The 21,080-nt window shown below is 57.5% G+C and carries 16 protein-coding genes; 9 read left to right on the forward strand and 7 right to left on the reverse strand.

What is annotated here, in order from left to right; all coding sequences use genetic code 11:
• Positions 1-7: 7 nt before the first annotated feature.
• Positions 8-334 carry a hypothetical protein gene (locus ACOYW1_RS13075; RefSeq protein WP_482423136.1) on the forward strand — a complete coding sequence of 109 codons (327 nt, stop codon included), beginning with the start codon at positions 8-10 and terminating at the stop codon, positions 332-334.
• A gap of 292 nt (positions 335-626) precedes the next feature.
• On the opposite strand, the gene ACOYW1_RS13080 is transcribed toward ACOYW1_RS13075, so the two are convergent.
• From ACOYW1_RS13080 to ACOYW1_RS13090, 3 genes are read right to left on the reverse strand one after another with little or no spacing between them, the layout of a single operon-like run.
• Positions 627-953 (reverse strand): diguanylate cyclase domain-containing protein, encoded by a 327-nt coding sequence (locus ACOYW1_RS13080; RefSeq protein ID WP_482423137.1) that lies wholly within the window; start codon positions 951-953, stop codon positions 627-629.
• A complete protein-coding gene (locus ACOYW1_RS13085) occupies positions 916-2,718 on the reverse strand; it encodes a hypothetical protein (RefSeq protein ID WP_482423138.1) in 1,803 nt (600 codons plus the stop codon). The genes ACOYW1_RS13080 and ACOYW1_RS13085 overlap by 38 nt, the downstream gene beginning before the upstream one ends.
• The gene (locus ACOYW1_RS13090) at positions 2,715-3,311 is read right to left on the reverse strand and encodes a serine/threonine-protein kinase (protein WP_482423718.1); all 597 of its coding nucleotides are present in this window, start codon (positions 3,309-3,311) and stop codon (positions 2,715-2,717) included. Before ACOYW1_RS13090 ends, ACOYW1_RS13085 begins: the two co-directional genes overlap by 4 nt.
• 1,200 nt (positions 3,312-4,511) lie before the next feature.
• On the opposite strand from ACOYW1_RS13090, the gene ACOYW1_RS13095 reads away from it, so the two are divergent.
• From ACOYW1_RS13095 to ACOYW1_RS13115, 5 genes are all read left to right on the forward strand, one after another.
• On the forward strand, positions 4,512-4,781 hold the full coding sequence (locus ACOYW1_RS13095; protein ID WP_482416119.1) for a hypothetical protein: 270 nt from the start codon (positions 4,512-4,514) through the stop codon (positions 4,779-4,781).
• Positions 4,782-4,853: 72 nt separating this feature from the next.
• Entirely contained in the window at positions 4,854-6,977 is a 2,124-nt protein-coding gene (locus ACOYW1_RS13100; RefSeq protein WP_482423139.1) for a carboxy terminal-processing peptidase, read from the forward strand.
• A gap of 154 nt (positions 6,978-7,131) precedes the next feature.
• Positions 7,132-8,379, forward strand: a complete 1,248-nt coding sequence (locus tag ACOYW1_RS13105) for a M48 family metallopeptidase (protein ID WP_482423140.1) — start codon at positions 7,132-7,134, stop codon at positions 8,377-8,379.
• 536 nt (positions 8,380-8,915) lie between these two features.
• A complete protein-coding gene (locus ACOYW1_RS13110) occupies positions 8,916-9,548 on the forward strand; it encodes a cyclodeaminase/cyclohydrolase family protein (RefSeq protein WP_180141448.1) in 633 nt (210 codons plus the stop codon).
• 220 nt (positions 9,549-9,768) lie between these two features.
• Complete coding sequence (locus ACOYW1_RS13115; protein WP_482423141.1) at positions 9,769-10,692, forward strand: bifunctional 5,10-methylenetetrahydrofolate dehydrogenase/5,10-methenyltetrahydrofolate cyclohydrolase; 924 nt, start codon at positions 9,769-9,771, stop codon at positions 10,690-10,692.
• 1,347 nt (positions 10,693-12,039) lie between these two features.
• On the opposite strand, the gene ACOYW1_RS13120 is transcribed toward ACOYW1_RS13115, so the two are convergent.
• Positions 12,040-12,765 (reverse strand): RNA methyltransferase, encoded by a 726-nt coding sequence (locus tag ACOYW1_RS13120; protein WP_482423142.1) that lies wholly within the window; start codon positions 12,763-12,765, stop codon positions 12,040-12,042.
• A gap of 236 nt (positions 12,766-13,001) precedes the next feature.
• On the opposite strand from ACOYW1_RS13120, the gene ACOYW1_RS13125 reads away from it, so the two are divergent.
• Positions 13,002-14,798 carry a B12-binding domain-containing radical SAM protein gene (locus ACOYW1_RS13125; protein ID WP_482423143.1) on the forward strand — a complete coding sequence of 599 codons (1,797 nt, stop codon included), beginning with the start codon at positions 13,002-13,004 and terminating at the stop codon, positions 14,796-14,798.
• A gap of 406 nt (positions 14,799-15,204) precedes the next feature.
• On the opposite strand, the gene ACOYW1_RS13130 is transcribed toward ACOYW1_RS13125, so the two are convergent.
• The 3 genes from ACOYW1_RS13130 to ACOYW1_RS13140 all read right to left on the reverse strand — a co-directional run bounded on the left by ACOYW1_RS13130 (position 15,205) and on the right by ACOYW1_RS13140 (position 17,165).
• Positions 15,205-16,095, reverse strand: a complete 891-nt coding sequence (locus ACOYW1_RS13130; RefSeq protein ID WP_482416113.1) for a M48 family metalloprotease — start codon at positions 16,093-16,095, stop codon at positions 15,205-15,207.
• 308 nt (positions 16,096-16,403) lie between these two features.
• Entirely contained in the window at positions 16,404-16,883 is a 480-nt protein-coding gene (locus ACOYW1_RS13135) for a YcgN family cysteine cluster protein (protein ID WP_482423144.1), read from the reverse strand.
• 27 nt (positions 16,884-16,910) lie between these two features.
• A complete protein-coding gene (locus tag ACOYW1_RS13140) occupies positions 16,911-17,165 on the reverse strand; it encodes a hypothetical protein (RefSeq protein WP_482423145.1) in 255 nt (84 codons plus the stop codon).
• A 520-nt stretch (positions 17,166-17,685) separates the two neighbouring features.
• On the opposite strand from ACOYW1_RS13140, the gene typA reads away from it, so the two are divergent.
• Both typA and bioA read left to right on the forward strand, forming a co-directional pair.
• Positions 17,686-19,509: a translational GTPase TypA gene (typA, locus tag ACOYW1_RS13145; protein ID WP_482423146.1), complete on the forward strand. Its 1,824-nt coding sequence runs from the start codon at positions 17,686-17,688 to the stop codon at positions 19,507-19,509.
• 235 nt (positions 19,510-19,744) lie between these two features.
• Positions 19,745-21,028, forward strand: a complete 1,284-nt coding sequence (gene bioA, locus ACOYW1_RS13150; protein WP_482423147.1) for an adenosylmethionine--8-amino-7-oxononanoate transaminase — start codon at positions 19,745-19,747, stop codon at positions 21,026-21,028.
• Positions 21,029-21,080: the final 52 nt, after the last annotated feature.

Consider the following 21,080-nt stretch of genomic DNA (forward strand, 5'->3'; position numbering starts at 1 on the left):
ACCAACCATGAACACCACGGAATCCCAGCATACCTCCGATATATTCTCAGGGACTGAAATCCCGGCCCTGTGTGACGCCATCAAAGATATCCACAGGCTTCTCAAATCCGTCGGGGAGTTCCTGGCCGAATTTGAAGGAGCCGAGGACTCCAATGGCAATGGGCTTCAACTCGATTTTAAAAAATGGGGGATCAGAACCATTACAGAAGACCTGCTGGAAAGGCAGTATCGGAAAATCGACAGGATCGCTGAAATCTACAGGGATGAACAGCGCAGGATGAAGGAGGGGAAACAGGTAAAGCAGATGATAGGTGAAGTAGGCCATAGGCCATAGGCGCATTGTAATGAAAAATACGTGCTACGGGGGAGGAAGCGGAAAAAAGGGATGGGGGGATGGCGTTGGCTGTGGCTCCATCATTAATATAGTGAATGTCTGGGGGCCGAGCCTTGGGGAGTGTTTGGGAACGCCATGAAATAAGCCGAACCGAGATGCTGCGAATGGGTTTGGCTTTTTGCAGGGGCGTCGGCATTCGTGCCGCACTGGAGTGCGGCGCTCCAAAGCATGGGGGATGGAAGCAACAAGGGCCACACGTTTTCACCACTCACCATCTGCCATTCGCCTTTCGCTATAGAAGCGATTGAATGTTCCGCAGCCTGAAGATCATCTCTTCCAGAGCGTTTTCAGCAGTCTGTACAAACTTGCGCAGGTTCGGAGCCTCTTCCACGTCATACTCGGCCACGGCCCCTGCAAAGGTGGCGTCGATGGCAACATTGCCCACCTTAAGCGCCATGGCCTGAAGCTCCTTGAGATGACGCCTCAGGGCGATGCGGGCATCCTCGTCATCGGTCATGGGCATCAAGACAGCAAACCGCTTGTTGCCGAGAAGTCCCAGAGAATCGGTGTCCCGAACGATCTTACGGAACGATTCCAGCACAACGGTGGTGATGTCCATGGCCTTGACAGTTCCCTTTGACACGGGCACGGAAACCTTGGCCCCGATCATTTCGAACAGGGCGACGCTGAAGGCGAACGCGCTGAAGCTCTTTTTCAATAAAGTACAAGGTATTTTTCTTTCCCAACACGCCTTTGGGCAAGGCGGGCTGAGGATCCGATGCAGGCTCTTTCTCTTCAGGTGTTGCGTTTTGCTGCACCTTGTCATCTTTGGCCCGAAGCTCCTGCACAGACTCCCTGGCTTTTTGCAGGACAAACTGAAGGTCCTCCATGCTGTCGATGGTCTCTTCAAAATAGGAGAGCACATTGGTGGCGTCTCCCTTGAACCCGCCTCCTACGGATGGAAGGGTCCGAAACTCCCAGTCGGACTCCAGTTTTTTCAGGCACCCTTCAAGGCGTCCGTTCAGCCGGTTCACAACAGAATCCATCACCTCGGATGAAATGCCCCGCCCCCTCAGGTTCTGAACGATATCCTGCTCCAGACGGGCGATCACCCCCTGGAGATGTTCCTCCCCTTCTTTGCCCCCCTCTCCCACGGCATCCAGGGCCATCTTACCGCCGATGCGTTCGATGTACTCCACCAGAACATCGGTCAAGGTGCCGTCGTCACCACGGGCCTTGCGTATCTCCGAGGCAAGATAGATAAGCTCGGCAGCCCCCCGGGGGTCGTCGGTGATCTCGTTAAGGAGTTCCTGTCTCTGGAGCCCGATGGTCTCCGCCCCTTCGGCGATGGCATCCATCACGTCCCTGCCCGCTTCATACCCGTGAAGCATCTCCGAAAGCCGTATAAAATCGGTCAGGGGCATGCCCTCATCCAGCAGCACCCTCTCAATGCGGGGCAGAAGCCGGACCAGCTCATCGGGATCAGGCAGGATCCTCTGGATAATCTGGGCAAGCCTCTCAATGCTGATAGCGCCCTTGCCGTACTCCCGGCGAATCAGATCCAGCATCACCTTGTCGGTCACGGAGTCGGCTTTGTCCAGAAGGCCGTGTTCAAGGGCTCCTTCAACACCTCCTGCCCTTCGGGATATCACGCGTTCGCGGAGCTCCCGCTTTAAATAATTCAGCCCCTTCAGCAGCTTTTCCACAGCCTGGTGGTCCAGGCCGCCGAGCTGCTGACCCAGTTCACCCTCCAACCTCTCCAGCCCGCCTTCAAAGGCTTCCGTGGCCCAGGCCTCGGTGGCCCCGAAGACCTCGCGAAAGAGCCCTGTACCGGCACCGGCCGTGTCCGAGGCAATCAACCTGTCGATCAAAAACGTCTGAATCGGTGAGACCCCGCCCTGCCCGCCTTCGGCATCGGCTTTGGATACAACCGTCTCTCCTTCGGTCACCTTCCGGTAGACAATATGATTGACCGACACCAGATTAACACCCTGATTTTTCAGGGCATTTTTCATGGCGCCCGCGGTGGCAAAGCGCTGGGTGTCCGTCAGGATATCCAGCAGGAGATTGATATCCTCCAGGGACACACCGGCGGCAAAAGAGATGGATTCCACACCGGTCTCTTTGAAACTTGCGGCAATTTTGGAAATATTGATCTTCGGGTCCAGGGCTTCCTCATCCACGTAGAGGGCTCCCCGGTGAAAGACGAGGGCAATGGCTGAGACCTTATCCAGCTCCGCCCGGAGCACGCGATGGAACTCCTCTGCAGAATGAACCGTGGTGGGATGGTTGGTCTTGTACATGAGGGCGCGATTGAAAAGAAGGGAAAAGCTGCGGCCAATCTTATCGGCGATCTGTTTTTTCTGTGGATTTTTCCGTTTCATTCGTCACCCCGCCTGTTGATCCCCTGCCTGTCCTGTAGCTGTGAAAGGCAGGCAGCCATCTCCTCTTTGAGTTCTCCGCAGGACGCGTACCGATCCTCCGGGTCATAGGCCATGGTCTTTTGAATCATGGCATCGAACCGTTCATCGAGCTGAGGGTTCAACTCCGAAAGGGGCCGCGTAAAGATCCCCTCTTTGCGTTTGACCTTTTCCCTCATCAGCTCCACGGCGCTGCCGACCTTTGGAAAGGGCAGCGATGGAACAACCAACTGACTTAAGGTAACCCCAAAGGCGTACATGTCTGACCGTCCATCGACGTTACGGGCCATGATCTGCTCCGGTGCCATGTAAACCGGCGTTCCCTGGATCACGCGCCTGGACTTGGTGTCCTCTTTCAACACCTTGGCCACCCCGAAATCAAGGACGATGGGTCGACCGCTTCGCTTCTCCATAAGAATATTGCCTGGCTTGATATCCCGGTGCACGATCCCCTCCGAGTGAGCGTAATCCAGCGCGTCGAGAACCTGAATACCCGTTTCAAGGGCGGTTTTGACAGGGAGGGTTCGCCTGGAGAGGGAACCCTGCTTTCCGGGCAGTACTTCATGACATGCAGCAGGGAGTCCCCCTCCACGAGCTGCATGGAAAAATAGAGGAACTCGTCGGTCTCCCCCACTTCATAGACAGGAATGATATTCGGATGATAAAGGACTGCCGCGGATTCGGCTTCCCGATGAAACAACTCCGCAGCAGTGGGTGTGATCAGGCTCTTGGGGAGGACTTTCAAGGCAATGCGCCGCTTGAGCGTTCGCTTGAGGTAAGGGAACCGAAGTCACCGCCATCCCGCCCCGCGCATGCTCCCGGACGATGGTGGACGACCCAACTTCCAGGCCGATGAGATGGTCTGTTTTAATGGTATCTATTGCCGCCACGTTTCTTGCCCTGCCCCCTTCCCGGGATGGTCTGCCCTCTTTGGATCTTTAGCCCGGATATTTCACGGGAAAACGCCCCGGCCAAATCAATAGGATATTTTTACAGCTGGTTACTCAGGATAAATCTGGACATGTTAAAAATGCAAAATGTAATCCGCTGCTTTCGGCTCCATTGCCTTACCCTTCCGGGGAGTCGTAAGGGAGCCTATCCTCCGTGATATCGAAGCATTGAAACAAACGACGCCATCTGCAGCCCGATACCTTGAAGATGCGTTCACGCGATTCGTGAATTATCCGGTTTAAGTGTGTAGGTGCTCAGTATACCACAACGAAATCAACGGAGCATCAATTAACAAAGCAGGAGCCAAGCCATGGGGCGCCCCAATCAAACAGGACGCCAACGGCTTATCCCGAATATCACATGAAAAACGGCCAGGCCAATTCAACAACCCGTCATTGCAATTGGCTATTGATTTAAATCCAGACAGTTAAACAATTCAAAATATCATTCATCGATTTTCTCACCCTTCAGGCAGAACAAGTGAACCCATGTTCTGTGTTATCAGAGCATTGGGGCAATTAATTAGTCAGATCTGATGCCTTGCATATGAGCGCACTCGACTCATGAAATATCAGGATTATGATCATCGAAGCATGATGAACCATTCCCATCGGGCGGTCGAACATGTATACTGAGACATATATTAATATGGTAGGATATCAACACGTCGTCTCAACCATTCATTGAGAGCCCCTCAACCTCCTTGCAAACCAGGGTCCGCATCCCCAGCCCCCAGGCCCGCGTCAGTCAAAAAGGCTCGCTCCGCCCCCCCCTTTTGTGTTAATTATGGTTCCCAAGGAGGCACTATGCAATCATTACAAACCGGAGATGTGTTAACCCGCGTCACCCGTTACAACCTGATGAGAAACGGAAAATCGCTTTTCATTGACGTCCATGAACTGATCGAAGGCACCCTTGTCGGGCGCTTTCTGGCTGTCCCCAACCTCGTGATGATCCATGCATCATCCGAGTATCAAGGGGTCGGCGATACACCGGACGAGGCCCTTGAAGATTGCCTGTCCAAAATTCAGGGACTGGCGGTAGAAGACATTTTTCCATCGCAGCCATCAACCTAAGCCCCATGCGCCACCCCCTTGGGTGGCGCACCCTTACCTGTCAGACCCCCAGACGAAGGATACCCTGCAACCATGAAAAAACGTTTCCTTGCGGTGATCCCCTGCATTGCCCTGTCCTTTCTGTTTGCGACGCCGGTTTTCTCCCAGCAGACCAAGGCGCCCATATCAGCAGAGGACTATTACATCACCCTCGCGCCTCTTCCCGAGTTCAATAAAACCTGCGTGAGCATCATCGCAAACCTCAAACGACATCATTATCAGGAACTGACACTCAACGACGACCTGTCGAGCCGCATCTTCGACAACTATATCGACTCCCTGGACAAAGGGAGAGCCTACTTCACCGCCGCCGACATCGCCACCATGCAGCGATACCGATACGTCCTGGACAACGCCCTTGCCCAGGGCAACCTCCAGCCCGCCTTCGACATCTTCAACCTCTACCAGCACCGGACCGTGGAGCGATTTGCTTTCATGGCCAATTTTCTGGAATCAAAGGTCGACACCTTGGACTTCACCAAAGATGAGACCCTCCTGAGGGACCGGGAGGAGAGCCCGTGGCCGGAAGACAAACAAGCCCTGGACGACCTGTGGCGCCGCAGGCTTAAGAACGAACTCATCACAAGGCGCCTGTCGGATACCGGGTCTGAAAAGACGGAAGAGAACCTCCTCAAAAAATACACCAACAGCCTGAACCGGTCACGCCAGATGAAAAGCAGCGACGTGCACCGCATCTTTATCAACACCTTCACCGAGCTCTACGATCCCCATACCCAGTACCTTCCCCCCAGGGCGTCGGAAGATTTCAACATCCACATGAGCCTCTCCCTTGAAGGCATCGGTGCCCTGCTCCAGATGGACAACGAATACACCAAGGTGGTGAGCCTGGTAAAAGCAGGACCGGCTGAGAAATCAAACCTCCTGAAGCCCGGTGACCGCATCATCGGCGTGGGCCAGGAGAACGAAGAGATCGTCGACGTGGTGGGCTGGCGCCTGGACGACGTTGTCCAGCTTATCCGCGGCCCCAAGGGGACGGTGGTCCGCCTGCGGATCATTCCCGCGGACAGCGCGGACTCTGCCATGAGCAAGGTAATCCCCATCACCCGAAACACCGTGAAGCTGGAGGACCAGGCAGCCAGCAGCAAGGTCCTGGACATCCCCCTTGAAGAGGGGGGGACTCGGCGTATCGGGGTCATCACCATCCCCGCTTTTTACGCGGATTTCAACGCCCACCAGGCAGGGGCCCCGGACTACAGAGGCGACGAGGACGTGCGCCGTCTCCTTAAAAAGCTGAAAGAAGAGAACATCGACGGCTTGGTCATCGACCTGCGGGACAACGGCGGCGGCGCCCTCACCGAAGCCGCTGCCCTCACCGGCCTGTTCATTGACAAAGGCCCCACGGTCCTTGTACGCGGTCGCCGCAACCGCGTGGAGTCCTACCCGGATCCCGAGCCCGGTATCACCTACGACGGGCCCCTGGCCGTTCTGGTCAACCGCATGAGCGCCTCGGCCTCGGAGATCTTTGCAGGCGCCATCAAGGACTACCGCCGCGGGCTCATCGTGGGCACCCAGACCTTCGGCAAGGGAACGGTTCAGTCCCTGCTCAACCTCAACCGGGACAGCGGCCAGCTGAAGCTCACCATCGCCAAGTTCTACCGGGTCTCCGGGGCAAGCACCCAGCACCGGGGTGTCCACCCGGACATCTCCTTCCCTTCCGAGTACAACCTGGAAGAGACCGGGGAAAGCTCCCTTCCGGAAGCCCTTCCCTGGGACACCATCCGTCCCATCCGTTACAAGCCATACCACCAGGCCAGCCTGACGCCCATCGTGCTCCGTGTCAAAGAGCGCCACGACAAACGGACCGAGGCTTCGGCTGAGTTCAAATACCTCAAGGGCTACAACACATACGTGGAGACCCTCCGGCAAAAAGAGACCATTGCCCTCAACGAAAAGACCCGCAAGGCGGAAAAAGAGAGCAGTGAAGCCTTTTTCCTCGACCTTGAAAACGAGCTGAGAAAAGCCCAGGGGGAAAAACCCTTTAAGGACTACGAAGCCCTGACCGCATCACGCAAGGCGGAAAACGAGGAGACAGATGACTCCGACGACAAAGAAGATGACGACGACACCCTCCTTGAAGAGTGTGCTTACGTGGTCTCCGACTTTGCCATGCTGCTGAAACAGGAAAAAGCCAACTAACCGACATGTGATCGCCATGTCCGGTCCCGGGGATCGGGTTGCCCGACGCCCCGGGACCGGACGCACGTGATAAACACCCCGGCACGGCACCGGGGGCCGTTTACGGCTCACGATTCACTCTATTCGCCACCCATCAACGCACACGGACGCCGCCTTGAACTTGATCGCCTGGATTATACTGCTCGCCCTGCTGACCCAAACCCTGACCCACATGGTTGCCGATGCCCTTAACCTCCGCGGCGCCGAAGTCATCCCCCCTGAACTCGACGACCTCTACTCCCCAGAAGAAGGGCAAAAAGCCAAAGCCTATCTCAAGGCGCGCACGCAGATGGGGTGGCTCCAGAGCCTCCTCTCCCTGAGCCTTTTTCTTCTCTTCTGGTTTTTCCAGGGGTTCCCCTTTCTGGATCGCCTGGTCAGGGCGCTCAACGTCGGCCCGGTCCTCACCGGCCTGGCGGCCTTTGCCCTCCTCGGAGCCCTGAAGTCCCTGTTTGGTCTCCCCTTTGACCTCTACGGCACCTTTGTCATCGAAGAGCGTTTCGGATTCAACCGAACCACCTTCAAAACCTTTGTCCTGGACCGAATCAAGGGGCTGCTTGTTGGCCTTGCCATCGGTGCCCCCCTGCTTGCGGGGATCCTTGCCTTTTTCCAGCATGCGGGCGATACGGCCTGGCTGATCTGCTGGGCCGTGGTCACCCTGTTCATGCTGGGGGTCAACATCATCGTCCCCACCTGGATCATGCCCTTGTTCAACACCTTTACGCCCCTTGAGGAGGGGGACCTGAAATCACGGATCATGGCCTATGCGGACACCATCGGGTTCCCCCTGCAGAAGATCTTCGTCATGGACGGCTCCCGGCGATCCACCAAAGCCAACGCCTTTTTCTCCGGGTTCGGCAAGTTCCGGCGCATCGTCCTCTACGACACCCTGGTCAACAACCAGTCCACCGATGAAGTCCTTGCGGTCCTGGCCCATGAGATGGGGCATTTCAAGCTTCGGCACATCCGTAACGGCCTGCTCATCGCCATTGCCCACACCGGCGTGCTCTTTTATCTCCTCTCCCTGGCCCTGAGTTTTCGCCCCCTGCATGACGCTTTTTTCATGCCCACCATCGAGGTGTACACCGGCCTGATCTTCTTTTCCCTTCTGTACACGCCGGTGGAATTTCTCCTGGGCTTTCCGCTCCAGGCATGGTCCCGAGCCAACGAATATCAGGCCGATGCCTACGCGGTGCGAACCTCCGGTCTTTCAGGCGCCCTTGTCTCCTCCCTCAAGGCCCTTCACAAGACCAGCCTGTCCAACCTCAACCCCCACCCGCTTCACGTGGCCCTGAACCACTCCCACCCCCCATTGCTCCAGCGCATCCGGCAAATCCAACGGGAAGGCCAAAAGCCTCCTTCCTGAACCGTCCGAAAAGACACCCCCAGGTCGGCCACATTGCGCTGTGGCCACCGCCTTCGGATGACTCGGCCGCAAGCCATTTTTTGCGGGCTTGATAGTCTCCCAAGGATACATCTATAGGAAAATGATCAAGATTACTCAGCCTTGCGTCAAACCGTTTTTTCCTTATTTAGATATATTCTTTTTGACAAATTTCGGCACAGAAGGTATATCAAGTTAAATTTATCCTGTCCTGTTTCGTAGATAGTATCGCATTGCTCAACAAGTAATAGTCAAAGCAATACACCACTATCTGCAACGATTTGTCTTCATCAGGGCGGATTTGGGATCACTCGATTACATGACTGCCATATACTTACTCTAATTTCTTCCATAAGGGTTTGATTTCGGGCCTGAAGCAATACCATTGCGCATACCGCGAGGTGGTGCTGCCACGGCAAAACCGGATGTTACGACGGCAAAAAAGATGTCCGTCGTCATGTGCGCAAAGCGTGCCCGAAACACGTGCCCTTCACACTTCAGGGAGGTAACCTGCCGTTATGTCCATGGCCGAACTCTCATCCAAAGAATTTCTCTCACAACTTGCATCCAAAGCCCCCATTCCCGGAGGCGGCGGAGCTGCAGCCCTGGGCGGTGCCGTCGGCATGGCCCTCTCCAACATGGTGGGCAACCTGACCACAGGCAAGAAGAAGTATCAGGATGTGGAAGGTGAAGTTCTGGAACTCCTGAAAAAAGGCGACGTTGTCATTCGGGAACTCCTGGCCCTCATCGACGCGGACGCCGAGGTGTTCAAGCCCCTTGCCAAAGCCTACAGCCTGCCCAAAGCCACCCCGGAAGAGGCGGCAATCAAGGCCGAGACCATCGAGTCCTGCTGCAAAACAGCGTGCAGCGTCCCCATGCAGATCATGCGAAAGGCCTGCGAAGGCATCGCCATTCACAAACGCATGGGTGAAATCGGCACGGTCATGGCCGTCTCCGATGTGGGCTGCGGCGTGGCCTTTCTCAAAGCGGCCCTCATCTCCGCCCAGCTCAACGTCATCATCAACCTGAACTCCATTAAGGATGAAGACTACCTTGCGGCCACCCGCAACGAAATGGACATCCTCATGGAGCAGGGGACAGTGGATGCGGACGACACCCTTGAGATCGTGATGGAAAAACTGACGAAATAACGCAACGGGCCCTGGCAACACACGGCGGGACAAAGCGCCCGCCGTCTACAGCGGGGCCCGATGCAGACCATACAAAACGACTCCCTGCTCGGGCACCGCACCTGCCCGTAGACCGTCACACAAGGGAGCCGCTGCGTCAAGCAAGGATTCTTCTCTTGTTTTACAGGAATCAATTTCACATGGGCTCCTTTATTTCTGGAGACCGGAAAGGACGACAGACATGGCAGAACGTTTAACAGGCAAACCCGTGGCCGATGCCATCAAGGCCTCCCTGACGGACAAAGTGACCGCTCTCAAAACCAAAGGAACCACACCGAAGCTCGGAATCATCCGCGTGGGTGCCCGCCCCGACGACCTGTTCTATGAAGGGGGCGCCAAAAAAACCTGCACGGCCGTGGGCATGGAGTACGAGGTGTTTGAGCACGATGAAGCCATCACCGAGGCCGACCTTGAAAAGGCTGTCTCCGATGTGGGTGCCCGCACCGACATCCACGGTATCCTCATGTTCGCCCCCCTCCCCTCCCACCTGGACGAGAACAAAATCAAGAGCCTGATTCCCGTGGAAAAGGATGTGGACTGCCTGAGCCCCATCAGCGCCGATAAACTCTTTGCAGGCAACGGCTCCGGCTTCCCCCCCTGCACCCCCACAGCCTGCATGGACATGCTGGCCCACTACAACGTGCCCCTTGAAGGCAAAAAATGCGTGGTCATCGGCCAGGGAGCCGTGGTGGGCAAACCCGTCTCCTACCTTCTCCTCAAAGCCGGTGCCGCCGTCACCACCTGCTACATCGACGAAACAGGCACCCTGTGCGTGGACGAGCTTGCCCTGAAAGAAGGCACCATGAGCCTTGCCAAACGCCTTGAAGGCGTCACCACCGCCGACGTCTGTAAAGAGGCGGACATCATCGTGGCCGCCGCCGGCGTCCCCCGCCTCGTCAAAGCCGACGCCGCCGCAGCCGGTCAGACCTTCATCGACGTCGGCATCAACGCCGACCCGGAAAACCCCGGCAAATACTGCGGCGATGTGGACTACGCCAACGTAGAGCCCATCGTTGCCCGCATCTCTCCGGTCCCCGCAGGGGTCGGCTCAGTAACCACATCGGTGCTCTGCAAGCACACGGTGGCAGCGTGTGAAAAAGCGTAAGAAAAAGGTTATGGGGGCAATAGGCCATAGGTAATTTTGGTCACGGGCCTCTGACAGAAAACAAAAAGCCGCTGGAGAATCTCCAGCGGCTTTTATTATGCTTTCGAAGAACCCCGACCGGGCGACATCCCGTGGGGTGCGGCCCCCGCACCGCAAACGTAACGCGAGGCCATCGGCTTTGGCCACAGCCAACGCCATTGCAAGGCGCCGTAACCCATCCGCTTTCTTTGGTAATCGACGGTGCGCACGGCGCACCCTACGGGACAACGGCCTTTTGCCGCCATGGCGAAAACGATTCCCTGTCCCCACGGAACCCCCGGTCCCGCCTGGGCTGCGAAGCGTAGGGTGCGGCTCCCGCACCGCAAAACGGTACGCGGAGCCATCGGCTTTGGCCACAGCCAACGCCATTGCAATGCGCCGTAACCAATCCGCTTTCTTTGGTAATCGACGGTGCGCACGGCGCACCCTACGGGACAACGGCCTTTTGCCGCCATGGCGAAAACGATTCCCTGTTCCCACGGCCCCCCCGGTCCCGCCTGGGCTGCGAAGCGTAGGGTGCGGCTCCCGCACCGCAAAACGGTACGCGAGGCCAGCGGCTTTGGCCACAGCCAACGCCATTGCAATGCGCCGTAACCCATCCGCTTTCTTTGGTAATCGACGGTGCGCACGGCGCACCCTACGGGACAACGGCCTTTTGCCGCCATGGCGAAAACGATTCCCTGTCCCCACGGCCCCCCCGGTCCCGCCTGGGCTGCGAAGCGTAGGGTGCGGCTCCCGCACCGCAAAACGGTACGCGGAGCCATCGGCTTTGGCCACAGCCAACGCCATTGCAATGCGCCGTAACCAATCCGCTTTCTTTGGTAATCGACGGTGCGCACGGCGCACCCTACGGGACAACGGCCTTTTGCCGCCATGGCGAAAACGATTCCCTCCCACGGAACCCCCGGTCCCGCCTGGGCTGCGAAGCGTAGGGTGCGGCTCCCGCACCGCAAAACGGTACGCGGAGCCATCGGCTTTGGCCACAGCCAACGCCATTGCAATGCGCCGTAACCCATCCGCTTTCTTTGGTAATCGACGGTGCGCACGGCGCACCCTACGGGACAACGGCCTTTTGCCGCCATGGCGAAAACGATTCCCTGTCCCCACGGACCCCCCGGTCCCGCCTGGGCTGCGAAGCGTAGGGTGCGGCTCCCGCACCGATTTACGTAACGCAAACCACCGGCTTTGGGTCAATCACATGTCCTTATGAAATCGGATAATTCCGGGTCTTGAATCGCCTGCGGTGCGCACGGCGCACCCTACAACACCCCGTGGAGCCAACAAAAAAAACACCGAATTTGCTATTCCCTATTCTTCTTCCACCATCTTCTTCCACTTCAACCGCTCGCTCTCCGTCCAGTCGATGCGGCTCCAGAGGCCCTGAAGGATATTGACCTCACGTTCGGTGATGTCACTCTGGCCGAAGAGGCGGCGGTAGGTACGGAGTAGGTGATCGGGGCTTAAGGGGTCTAAATATTCGATATCAAGAAGGGTCTGCTGCATGTGGCGGAGCATGCGTTCCAGGGATTCGTTGGTGGCGGGGACCCGGGTATCGATGCCTTCGGGGGTGGGCCCGGCAAAGCGTTTACGGACCTCGTACAGGCAGACGGTGACGGCCTGGGCAAGGTTCATGGAGGGATAGGCCTCGTCCGTGGGGAGGGTAATGAAATACTGGCACAGGTCAAGCTCTTCGGTTTTCAGGCCTTTGTCTTCCCGTCCGAAGACCAGGGCGGCTTTGACCTCGTCGCCTTTGGGGTGGAGCTTTTCCGCCAGCTCATCCGGGGTGTAGAAAACATTTCGGTACTTGCCAAAGCGCCGGGTGGTGCCAAAGGCGTAGTGAACCCCTTCCAGAGCTTCGGCAAGGGTATCCACCACCACGGCTTCCTCAAGGATCCGCTTTGTCTTTACCGCCATTCGCAGGGCATCCATGGACAAATGGTTGCACTGGGGGTTCACGAGCACCAGACGTGAAAAACCGAAATTCATCATGGCCCTGGACAAGTGACCGATGGGAAGGGGCTGGGGACCCGCCACGCCCCGGAATGGATATCTGCTCTGTCTTCATACAACTCCTGATTACACGATCTTAGGATAAAAAACGCTCTTTATAGCATCCCCGGATTCTGATAGAAACCCCACTGTCATACCAGACCGGCAAAAAAACGCATATGTTCTCTTTTTTTAACCCCAGGATCCCAAGGCTTTTTCATGCCCCATACCCTTCTTGTCCAACTTCCCGTTCCCAGGCACCAGGTCGGCGCCCAACTCCTTTGGGGGCCGCCTGCCTGAAACTTGCAGCCGAGGCCCATACCGACGCCCGCGTGGAAATCTTCCCCGAGCCCCTGGCCACCCATGGAGGGGATACCGTTATTCTGGAAGAGATCTGCCGGAAGCGCCCCGATATCCTCGGGCTGACCCTCACCTGCTGGAACGTGGAGCGCTCCCTGCGCCTTGCCGAAGAGGTCAAAAAAAGGTGCGGAACGCGCATCGTGGCCGGAGGTCCCGAGGTAACGGCCGATAATGAGCTCACCCGCCATCCGGCCATTGATTTCCGTGTGTACGGCGAAGGGGAAGAGATCTTTGTCAGGCTTTTGAATGAACCGGAATTCTGGGAGCAAAAAGAGGCCTTCGGCTGCGCCCCGGAGTTTTTCATGGACGCCAAAAACCCGTACATGGAAAAGCTCCTCGACCCCGGTCCGGAAGAGATCATGCTCCTGGAGACCCAGCGAGGCTGCCCCTACGGGTGCAAGTTCTGCTACTACAACAAAGCCCGCAAAGGCCTCACCTTTCTCTCCGATGACAAGGTGCTCGAAGGGATCGGCTGGGCCGTACAAAAAGGGGTCAAGGAGCTTTATCTCCTGGACCCGTCACTGAACGCCCGCCCCGGGCTCAAAGAGCTGCTCAAAGAGATCGCAAAGCTCAACCCGGACAAACGCCTCTCCCTGCGCAGCGAAATACGCGCCGAATGGATCGACGCCGAGGCCGCGGAGCTGTTTGCCGAAGCCGGGTTCACCGTGTTTGAAATCGGCCTTCAGTCCACCTGCCCCCAGGCCCAGAAACTCATGGGTCGCAAGACAGACCTCACACGGTTCATCGACGGGGTGAACCATCTCAAGGACCACGGAATCCTTTCCACGGTGGACCTCATCATCGGCCTCCCCGGCGATGACCTCGCCAGCTTCTCGCGCTCCCTGGGCTTTGTAAAGGAAAACGGCCTGGACGACGACATGCAGGTCTTCCCCCTTGCACTGCTCCCGGGCACCGCCTTCCGAAAGGAGAGTGAAGCCTTGGGGCTCCGGTACCAGGACAAGCCTCCGTACACCATCATCGAGACCCCGGGCTTCAAGCCCGATGAGATCACCCTGGCCCTGGACTGGGCAGAGTCCCTGCTGGACATGGACCTGATCACGCCCCCTGAGGTGGACCTCTCCTGGACATCCGGCAACCTGCCTGCCCACCGTCATATCAACCCGGACAGCAGGGAACTCATCGCCACCTTTGTGGTGACAACGGAGACAACCGCAGACGAGGCACGCCTTACCGCCCCCCGGCTCTCCGCCCCCTATCAGGTGGTCATCACCCCCGAGGTGACGGACGAGGCAACGGTTTTTGGCATCCTTGAGGCCTGTGTCGCCCACAACCCGCACACACCGCTTGAAATCATCTGGGTCGAGCCTGAAAACCTTCCCAATGCGTTACAGATCGTAACCGACCTCCCCCTTTCCCGGCCCCATTTTCTGGACAACGACCTGGCTCTGCTGGACCAGCGCCCCGGCAACCGAGCCATCCTCTGCACACTGGTCAGCGAAGATCCGCGTCCTCTTTCCGTCCCCATGGGACGCACCTTGAAACGCTTCAAAGGAGACACTCTTCCCAGCCGGGAAGACCTGGAAACCCTCAGCGACGCCGACGGCGCCGTCATCGACGCACCGGACAGCCCGTCGCTCAAAGCCTGGCAGGAAGCCATGGCCGCCTTTGCGGATGAGATGTTTCCCGTGGCCTTTTCGGACCACACGGCCATGGCCAGGTGGCGTGCCTTAACCGGATCCGGGGATTGGGTGTTTTAGTGAGTGGTGAAACAGGGGAAATGGTCCATTTTTCGACACATAGAAGGGCAATTGACAGTACGTATGCAGCCCAATTTACCTCAGAATGCCAGAGTGGCTTTAACAGCTTATTATGTGACATCCTGTAGGGTGTGCTTGCGCCATCTGTTTGATGAAACCAACGTCTTTTGACACGTTTATGCTGCGTGCAGGTCACCCGCAGATGGGTTTTATGACCGTTACGGTTCTTCGACGGTTCGCAAGCGCACCCTACGTCACTCAGAGTTAATGGTGAGTGGTGAGTAGTGAGTAGTGCCCATGACAGATGGCTTAGGCCCTGCCAAACAAAAACGCCCCAAAATCTTCGAACCGACAGAAAACGCGCTCTCTCCCTATTCCCCATTCCCTATTCACTACCCCCTATTCACTATCCCCCCTCACGATCCCTCAACACCACCACCTTTGCCCCGTGGCCCGGAAGGAGCATCTCCACGAGCTCCTGTTCCGTCACCGGGGTGTAGGTCCTCTGCCACCGAGGGTCCGATTCCAACCGCTTGAGCCGACAGATCCGCTCCCGAACCGGTGGATGGGTGCGCAACAGCGTATGGCCGCGCTGCTCCCTGCGGCCGGCCACCCAGCGCATAAGCAACGGAGAGCGACCGCCTTCAAGTTTCCGCAACGCCTGGATCAGGGGCCTTGGTGACCCCAGCAGCTTGGCTGAACCAGTGTCGGCGGCGAACTCCCGGGTCCGCAGCAGGTGCAGCTGAAGCAGCAGCGCCGCCACAGGGGCCGTCACCACAACGGCCAGAAGGAGAAGGGAGACCTCCCGTTCCCCTGCAAAGATGGCCGGAAGATTGATGAGCACCATCAGTTGCCCGATGATGGAGAGCACATTGACCATTTTCACCGTGATTTCGGAAAACCACATGATGCGGCTGTCGTTATGGGCCACATGGCTCAGCTCATGGGCCACAACCCCTGCCAGTTCATCCCTGGTCAGGGCGTCAAGGATCCCCCTGGACAAGGCAATGGCGGAGCTTTGCCGGTCTCCCGTCACAAAGGCAATGGACCGTGCACTGGGTAAAATCCAGATTTCCGGGGCATTGGTGAGCCGTGCATCCGTGGCCAGGTCCTTCACCAGACGATGCAAACCCGGCATCTGGAACTCCGTCACCGGAACCCCTCTGTAAAATCGAAGCACCACGGCCGGAGAGATCCTCGGCGTCAGATGGTAGGCCAGCAGCCCCCCCACCGCAGCCGGAATGGAAAAAAGAGGCCCCCCCAGAATATGGGCCAAAAAAAGCAGCAAAGACGCCAAGGCCCATGCTGCTGCTGTTGATTTTACAAAACTGATGTTGTTTTGCCGTTCTATCACACGCTCCATCATAGCCCACCTGCCCTGTCAAGCAGGGGCGGAAACGGCACCGCCACAAAACCCTTCTGTGACAGCCACACCGCCACTGCCATTGCGTTACATGGGGAAACCCTGAAGATTTCCCATGTCATAAATTAGTCACAAATTATCGAGATGCAAGGGAAAGAGAGGGGAACGGACATAAAAAAAAGCGTAAAAAAACAGGCGGGAAAATCCGAAGGACCAAGCCCCTTTTGACAGGGGCGTTGGGATCACTTCGACGGCACTTCGTAGTCGATAAACCGGTAAAGGTCATCGGGATGGATGGATTCACCGGAGATGGCCCTGTCACTGGCCGTGGCACCGGCTTTCTTCATCTGCTTTGCACTCCCGCAAATAAGGGGGTGCCAGGAAGGAAGAGGCTTGCCGGCCAGGATCCTTCGGTAGGCGCAGGTTTCCGGCAGCCAGTGGTAATGTTCCACAGAGCCGGGCATCAACTCCACACACACATCGTTGATGTACGTGCGGTTTTCGTAAATCCGACACCTACAGCTTTCAAGGTCCAGGTATCGGCAGGCCACGGAGGTCACATAAATGACACCGGTATCGGCGTCTTCAAGCTTCTCCATGCAGCAGAGGCCGCACCCGTCGCAGAGGGATTCCCACTGTTTCCGAGTCATCCGGGACAGGGGAGTGTTCTCCCAGAACGGCACATCGGCCTCATGCTCTCTTTTTTTTTCGGTCTTTTTCACGATCCGGCGAATCCTTCGGTGCCAGGTTTAAAGGGAATGCTCGTGCTTGAACGCAAGCCATGCAAGGGTCACCTGTTCGGTCCACTGGTCTTCCGTCAGGTCCCACTCTTTCATCTGCCCGGGATCTGCCGGCATCTGAACCATGGTGGCCAGCTCTTTGTATGTGTGTTTTTTCATTAAAACGTCGGCAAGGGAGCCTTCCTCAATGAATTCCGTGGGAAATCGGTCCGGGTTGGCCTCCACCAGGGCATCCAGTTCATCGGCGGTACGTGCATATTCCATGTTTCACCACTCCGTATCTTACAGTTCAACACAAGCCCCGAAAAGCCGCCTGGGGCGTTTCCGGGGATTCAAACCGGGAAAAAAGAATATAGAGCATCACCCCGCGATTTTCAACCGTTCAGACAGTGTCCCCGGGCCGGAAAAAGCACACGTTCAGCACCTTTGTGCCCTTGCCCCTCCTCTGCCTGGCATGCGGAGCCCCGGCATTTTCACAGGCAGCGCCCCCCGAAAAAATGAGTCGCCATCGCTTTTTCGGTTGTTTCTGTGGCAAAATATGAGTATGTGATGAGCCGCAATTGTTTGAATATCTGTGTATTCTAAAAAAACCCCGGATCTCGGCGTTGCCCCCACAGGCTCCCCCCCGATACCAGGGAGCACCCATGCCCAACAGCCGGTTTCGGCTTGACATATGATGGTTCCGTAACACCCCCCACAGAGGTCTCCGGCAGATTTCTTCCGGCGGCGAAGCATCGTAGTGTTGGCATTGTGAAGAACCATCAACCAAGAGGAAGACCCACACATGACAGTCTGTAACACCATCAGAAACATCGCCATCATTGCCCACGTTGACCACGGCAAAACCACCCTCGTGGACGCCATGTTCCGTCAGAGCGGCCTGTTCCGCGAAGATCAGGAAGTGGAAGACCGGCTCATGGACAGCATGGACCTTGAAAAGGAACGCGGTATCACCATCTCCGCCAAAAACTGCTCCGTCAACTGGAACGGGACCCGTATCAACATCCTCGATACCCCCGGCCACGCCGACTTCAGCGGCGAGGTGGAGCGTGCCCTCTCCATGGTAGACGGTGCCATTCTGCTGGTGGACGCCTCCGAAGGCCCCCTTCCCGAATCTGCTCTTGCTCTGAAAAAGACCCTGGAAGCAGGCCTTAAAGTCATTGTGGCCATCAACAAGATCGACCGCGCCGATGCCCGCCCCGACGAGGTACTCGACGAGATCTACGACCTCTTCATCGACCTGGACGCCACCGACGAGCAGCTCGACTTCCCCGTCCTCTACGCCATCGGCAGGGACGGCATCGCCCAGGATACCCTGGAAGAAAAGGGCACCGACCTCACGCCCCTGTTCACCAGGATCGTCAACGACCTGCCCGCACCGGTGATCAACTCGGAGAAACCCCTGCAGATCCTCATCTCCGACCTCGGGTACTCTGATTACCTGGGCAGACTGGCCATCGGCAGGGTCTACAACAGGCCCCTGTCCACCAAAACGCCCCTGGTCTACATCAACGAAGAGGGCAAAGCCGTCCGCATCAAGGTCACCAAGGTTCAGATTTACGACGGGCTCAGCATCAGCGAGACCGAGACCGTAGCCGCAGGGGACATTGCCGTCATCTCCGGCATCGAAGAGATCCAGATTGGAGATACGGTCTGCGAGATGGACAACGCCGTGGCCCTCCCCCGCGTCACCGTGGACGAGCCCACCGTGGCCATGCGCTTTACCATCAACACCTCGCCCCTGGCCGGCCAGGAGGGCAAGATTGTCCAGTCCAGCAAGATCCTGGACCGCCTCGAAAAAGAGTCCATGAAAAACGTCTCCATGAAGGTGGAGCTCACCGACGACCGCGAGTGCTTCATGGTCAAGGGCCGCGGTGAATTCCAGATGGCCATCCTCATCGAAACCATGCGCCGGGAAGGTTTTGAACTCTGCGTGGGTCGTCCCGAGGTTATCTTCAAGGAAGAGGACGGGGTCCGCACCGAGCCCATCGAGAACGTCTACGTGGACTGCGATGAAAACTTCATGGGCGTGATCACCGAAAAGCTTTCCCTCAGAAAGGGCAAGCTCATCAACCTCACCAACAACGGCCGAGGCCGTGTGAACATGGAGTTCTCCATCCCCTCACGCTCCCTCATCGGCTACCGTGACGAGTTCCTCACCGACACCAAGGGCACCGGTATCATGAACTCCATCTTCCAGGGATACGAGCCCTTCAGGGGAACCTTCCCCACCCGTTACACCGGCTCCATCGTCTGCGACCGAAAAGGCCAGTCCGTGCCTTACGCCCTCTTCAACCTGGAGCCCCGCGGCCGCATGATCATCCCCCCGGGAGTTCCCGTCTACGAAGGCATGATCATCGGTGAGCACAACAAAGAGGGCGACATCAATGTCAACGCCTGCAAAGAGAAAAAGCTCACCAACATGCGCGCCTCCGGCAAAGACGACAACGTAGTCTGCACCCCGGTGAAGCCCCTGACCCTGGAGCAGGCCATCAACTTCATCCGTGATGACGAGATGGTGGAGGTTACCCCCGTCTCCATCCGCCTGAGAAAGGCCATCCTCTCCCAGCAGAAGCGGTACCAGATGCGACCTAAAAAGGATGCATAAGACCCATTCATTCCAATAGGTTAAAAACCGCCCTTCACGTTCAGCGTGAAGGGCGGTTTGCGTTTGGATGAATGAAACATGCAAACGGCCACCATCACCTTGTTCTTTCATCTTTTCCGTGGCAGCAACGGCAATGACGGCGGCATACTACACGATTCTGGAAATCACCCGCATCCCCGTCGGAAATGCACGCAGAAAACCTATCAACCCTTATCTTCGATTGTGAATGGTACCTATGGATTCTATTGAATTTGACCGCAGGCATATCTGGCATCCCTACACCTCCATGAAAAACCCACTTCCCGCCTACGAGGTGGCCTCGGCCGACGGCGTTCGGCTGACCCTTTCAGACGGCCGGGAACTCATCGACGGCATGTCCTCCTGGTGGGCCGTGATCCACGGCTACAACAACCCGGTCCTCAATCAGGTGCTCGCCGCTCAGTCACAGAGGATGTCCCACGTAATGTTCGGAGGTATCACCCACCAGCCCGCGGTGGAGCTGGCACGGCTCCTCCTCTCCATCACCCCGGATCCTCTGGAGCGCATCTTTTTCTGCGACTCCGGTTCCGTCTCCGTAGAGGTGGCCCTGAAAATGGCCTTCCAGTACTGGATGGCCCGAGGCAAAAAGGGCAAAAACCGCATCCTGAGCTTCATGAACGGCTACCATGGCGACACCTTCGGGGCCATGAGCGTCTGCGACCCGGTCAACGGCATGCACGACATCTTTGCAGGGGTTCTGCCCAAGCACCTCTTTGCGCCTGCACCGGCCGCCCGCTTTGACGAAGCCCCCTCAGACGAAGAGATCCGGGCGTTAGAGGCCCTCATGGAGAGCCACAAAGACGAGATCGCCGCCGTGATCATCGAGCCGGTGGTCCAGGGCGCAGGGGGCATGCGCATCTACTCTCCCCTCTTCCTGAAAAAACTCCGGGAGCTCTGCGACCGCTACGGCTTCCTCCTCATCTTCGATGAGATTGCCACCAACTTCGGCCGCACCGGTAAGCTCTTCGCCCTGGAGCACCCGGAGGTCACACCGGATATCCTCTGCCTGGGCAAAGCCCTCACCGGCGGGTACATGACCCTGGCCGCCACCCTGGCCACGGCCGAAGTAGCGGAAACCATCAGCAGCGGCAACCCGCCCAACTTCATGCACGGCCCCACCTTTATGGGCAACCCCCTGGCCTGCGCCGTGGCCCTGGCCAGCACCCAGATGCTCCTGGACTCCCCCTGGCAGGCACGGGTCAACCGCATCGAAGCCGGCCTCAAAGCCGGGCTCATGCCCCTTGCAGACCTGCCCCAAGTGGCCGACGTGCGCGTCCTGGGCGCCATCGGCGTGGTGGAGCTCACCGACCCCGTGGACATGGCCGTTATCCAGGCCCGCTTCGTGGAACGTGGCGTCTGGGTCCGCCCCTTCGGCAAGCTGGTCTACGTGATGCCGCCCTTTGTCATGGAGCCGGACGATTTGCACACCCTCACCACGGCGATGGCGGAGGTTGTGGGGATGGAGGGTAAGGGGAAATAGGTAATGGTGAGTGGTAAATAGTGAATAGAAAAAACAGGGATAAGGATACGCA

This window comes from Desulfoluna sp. CYM3A, assembly GCF_056829965.1.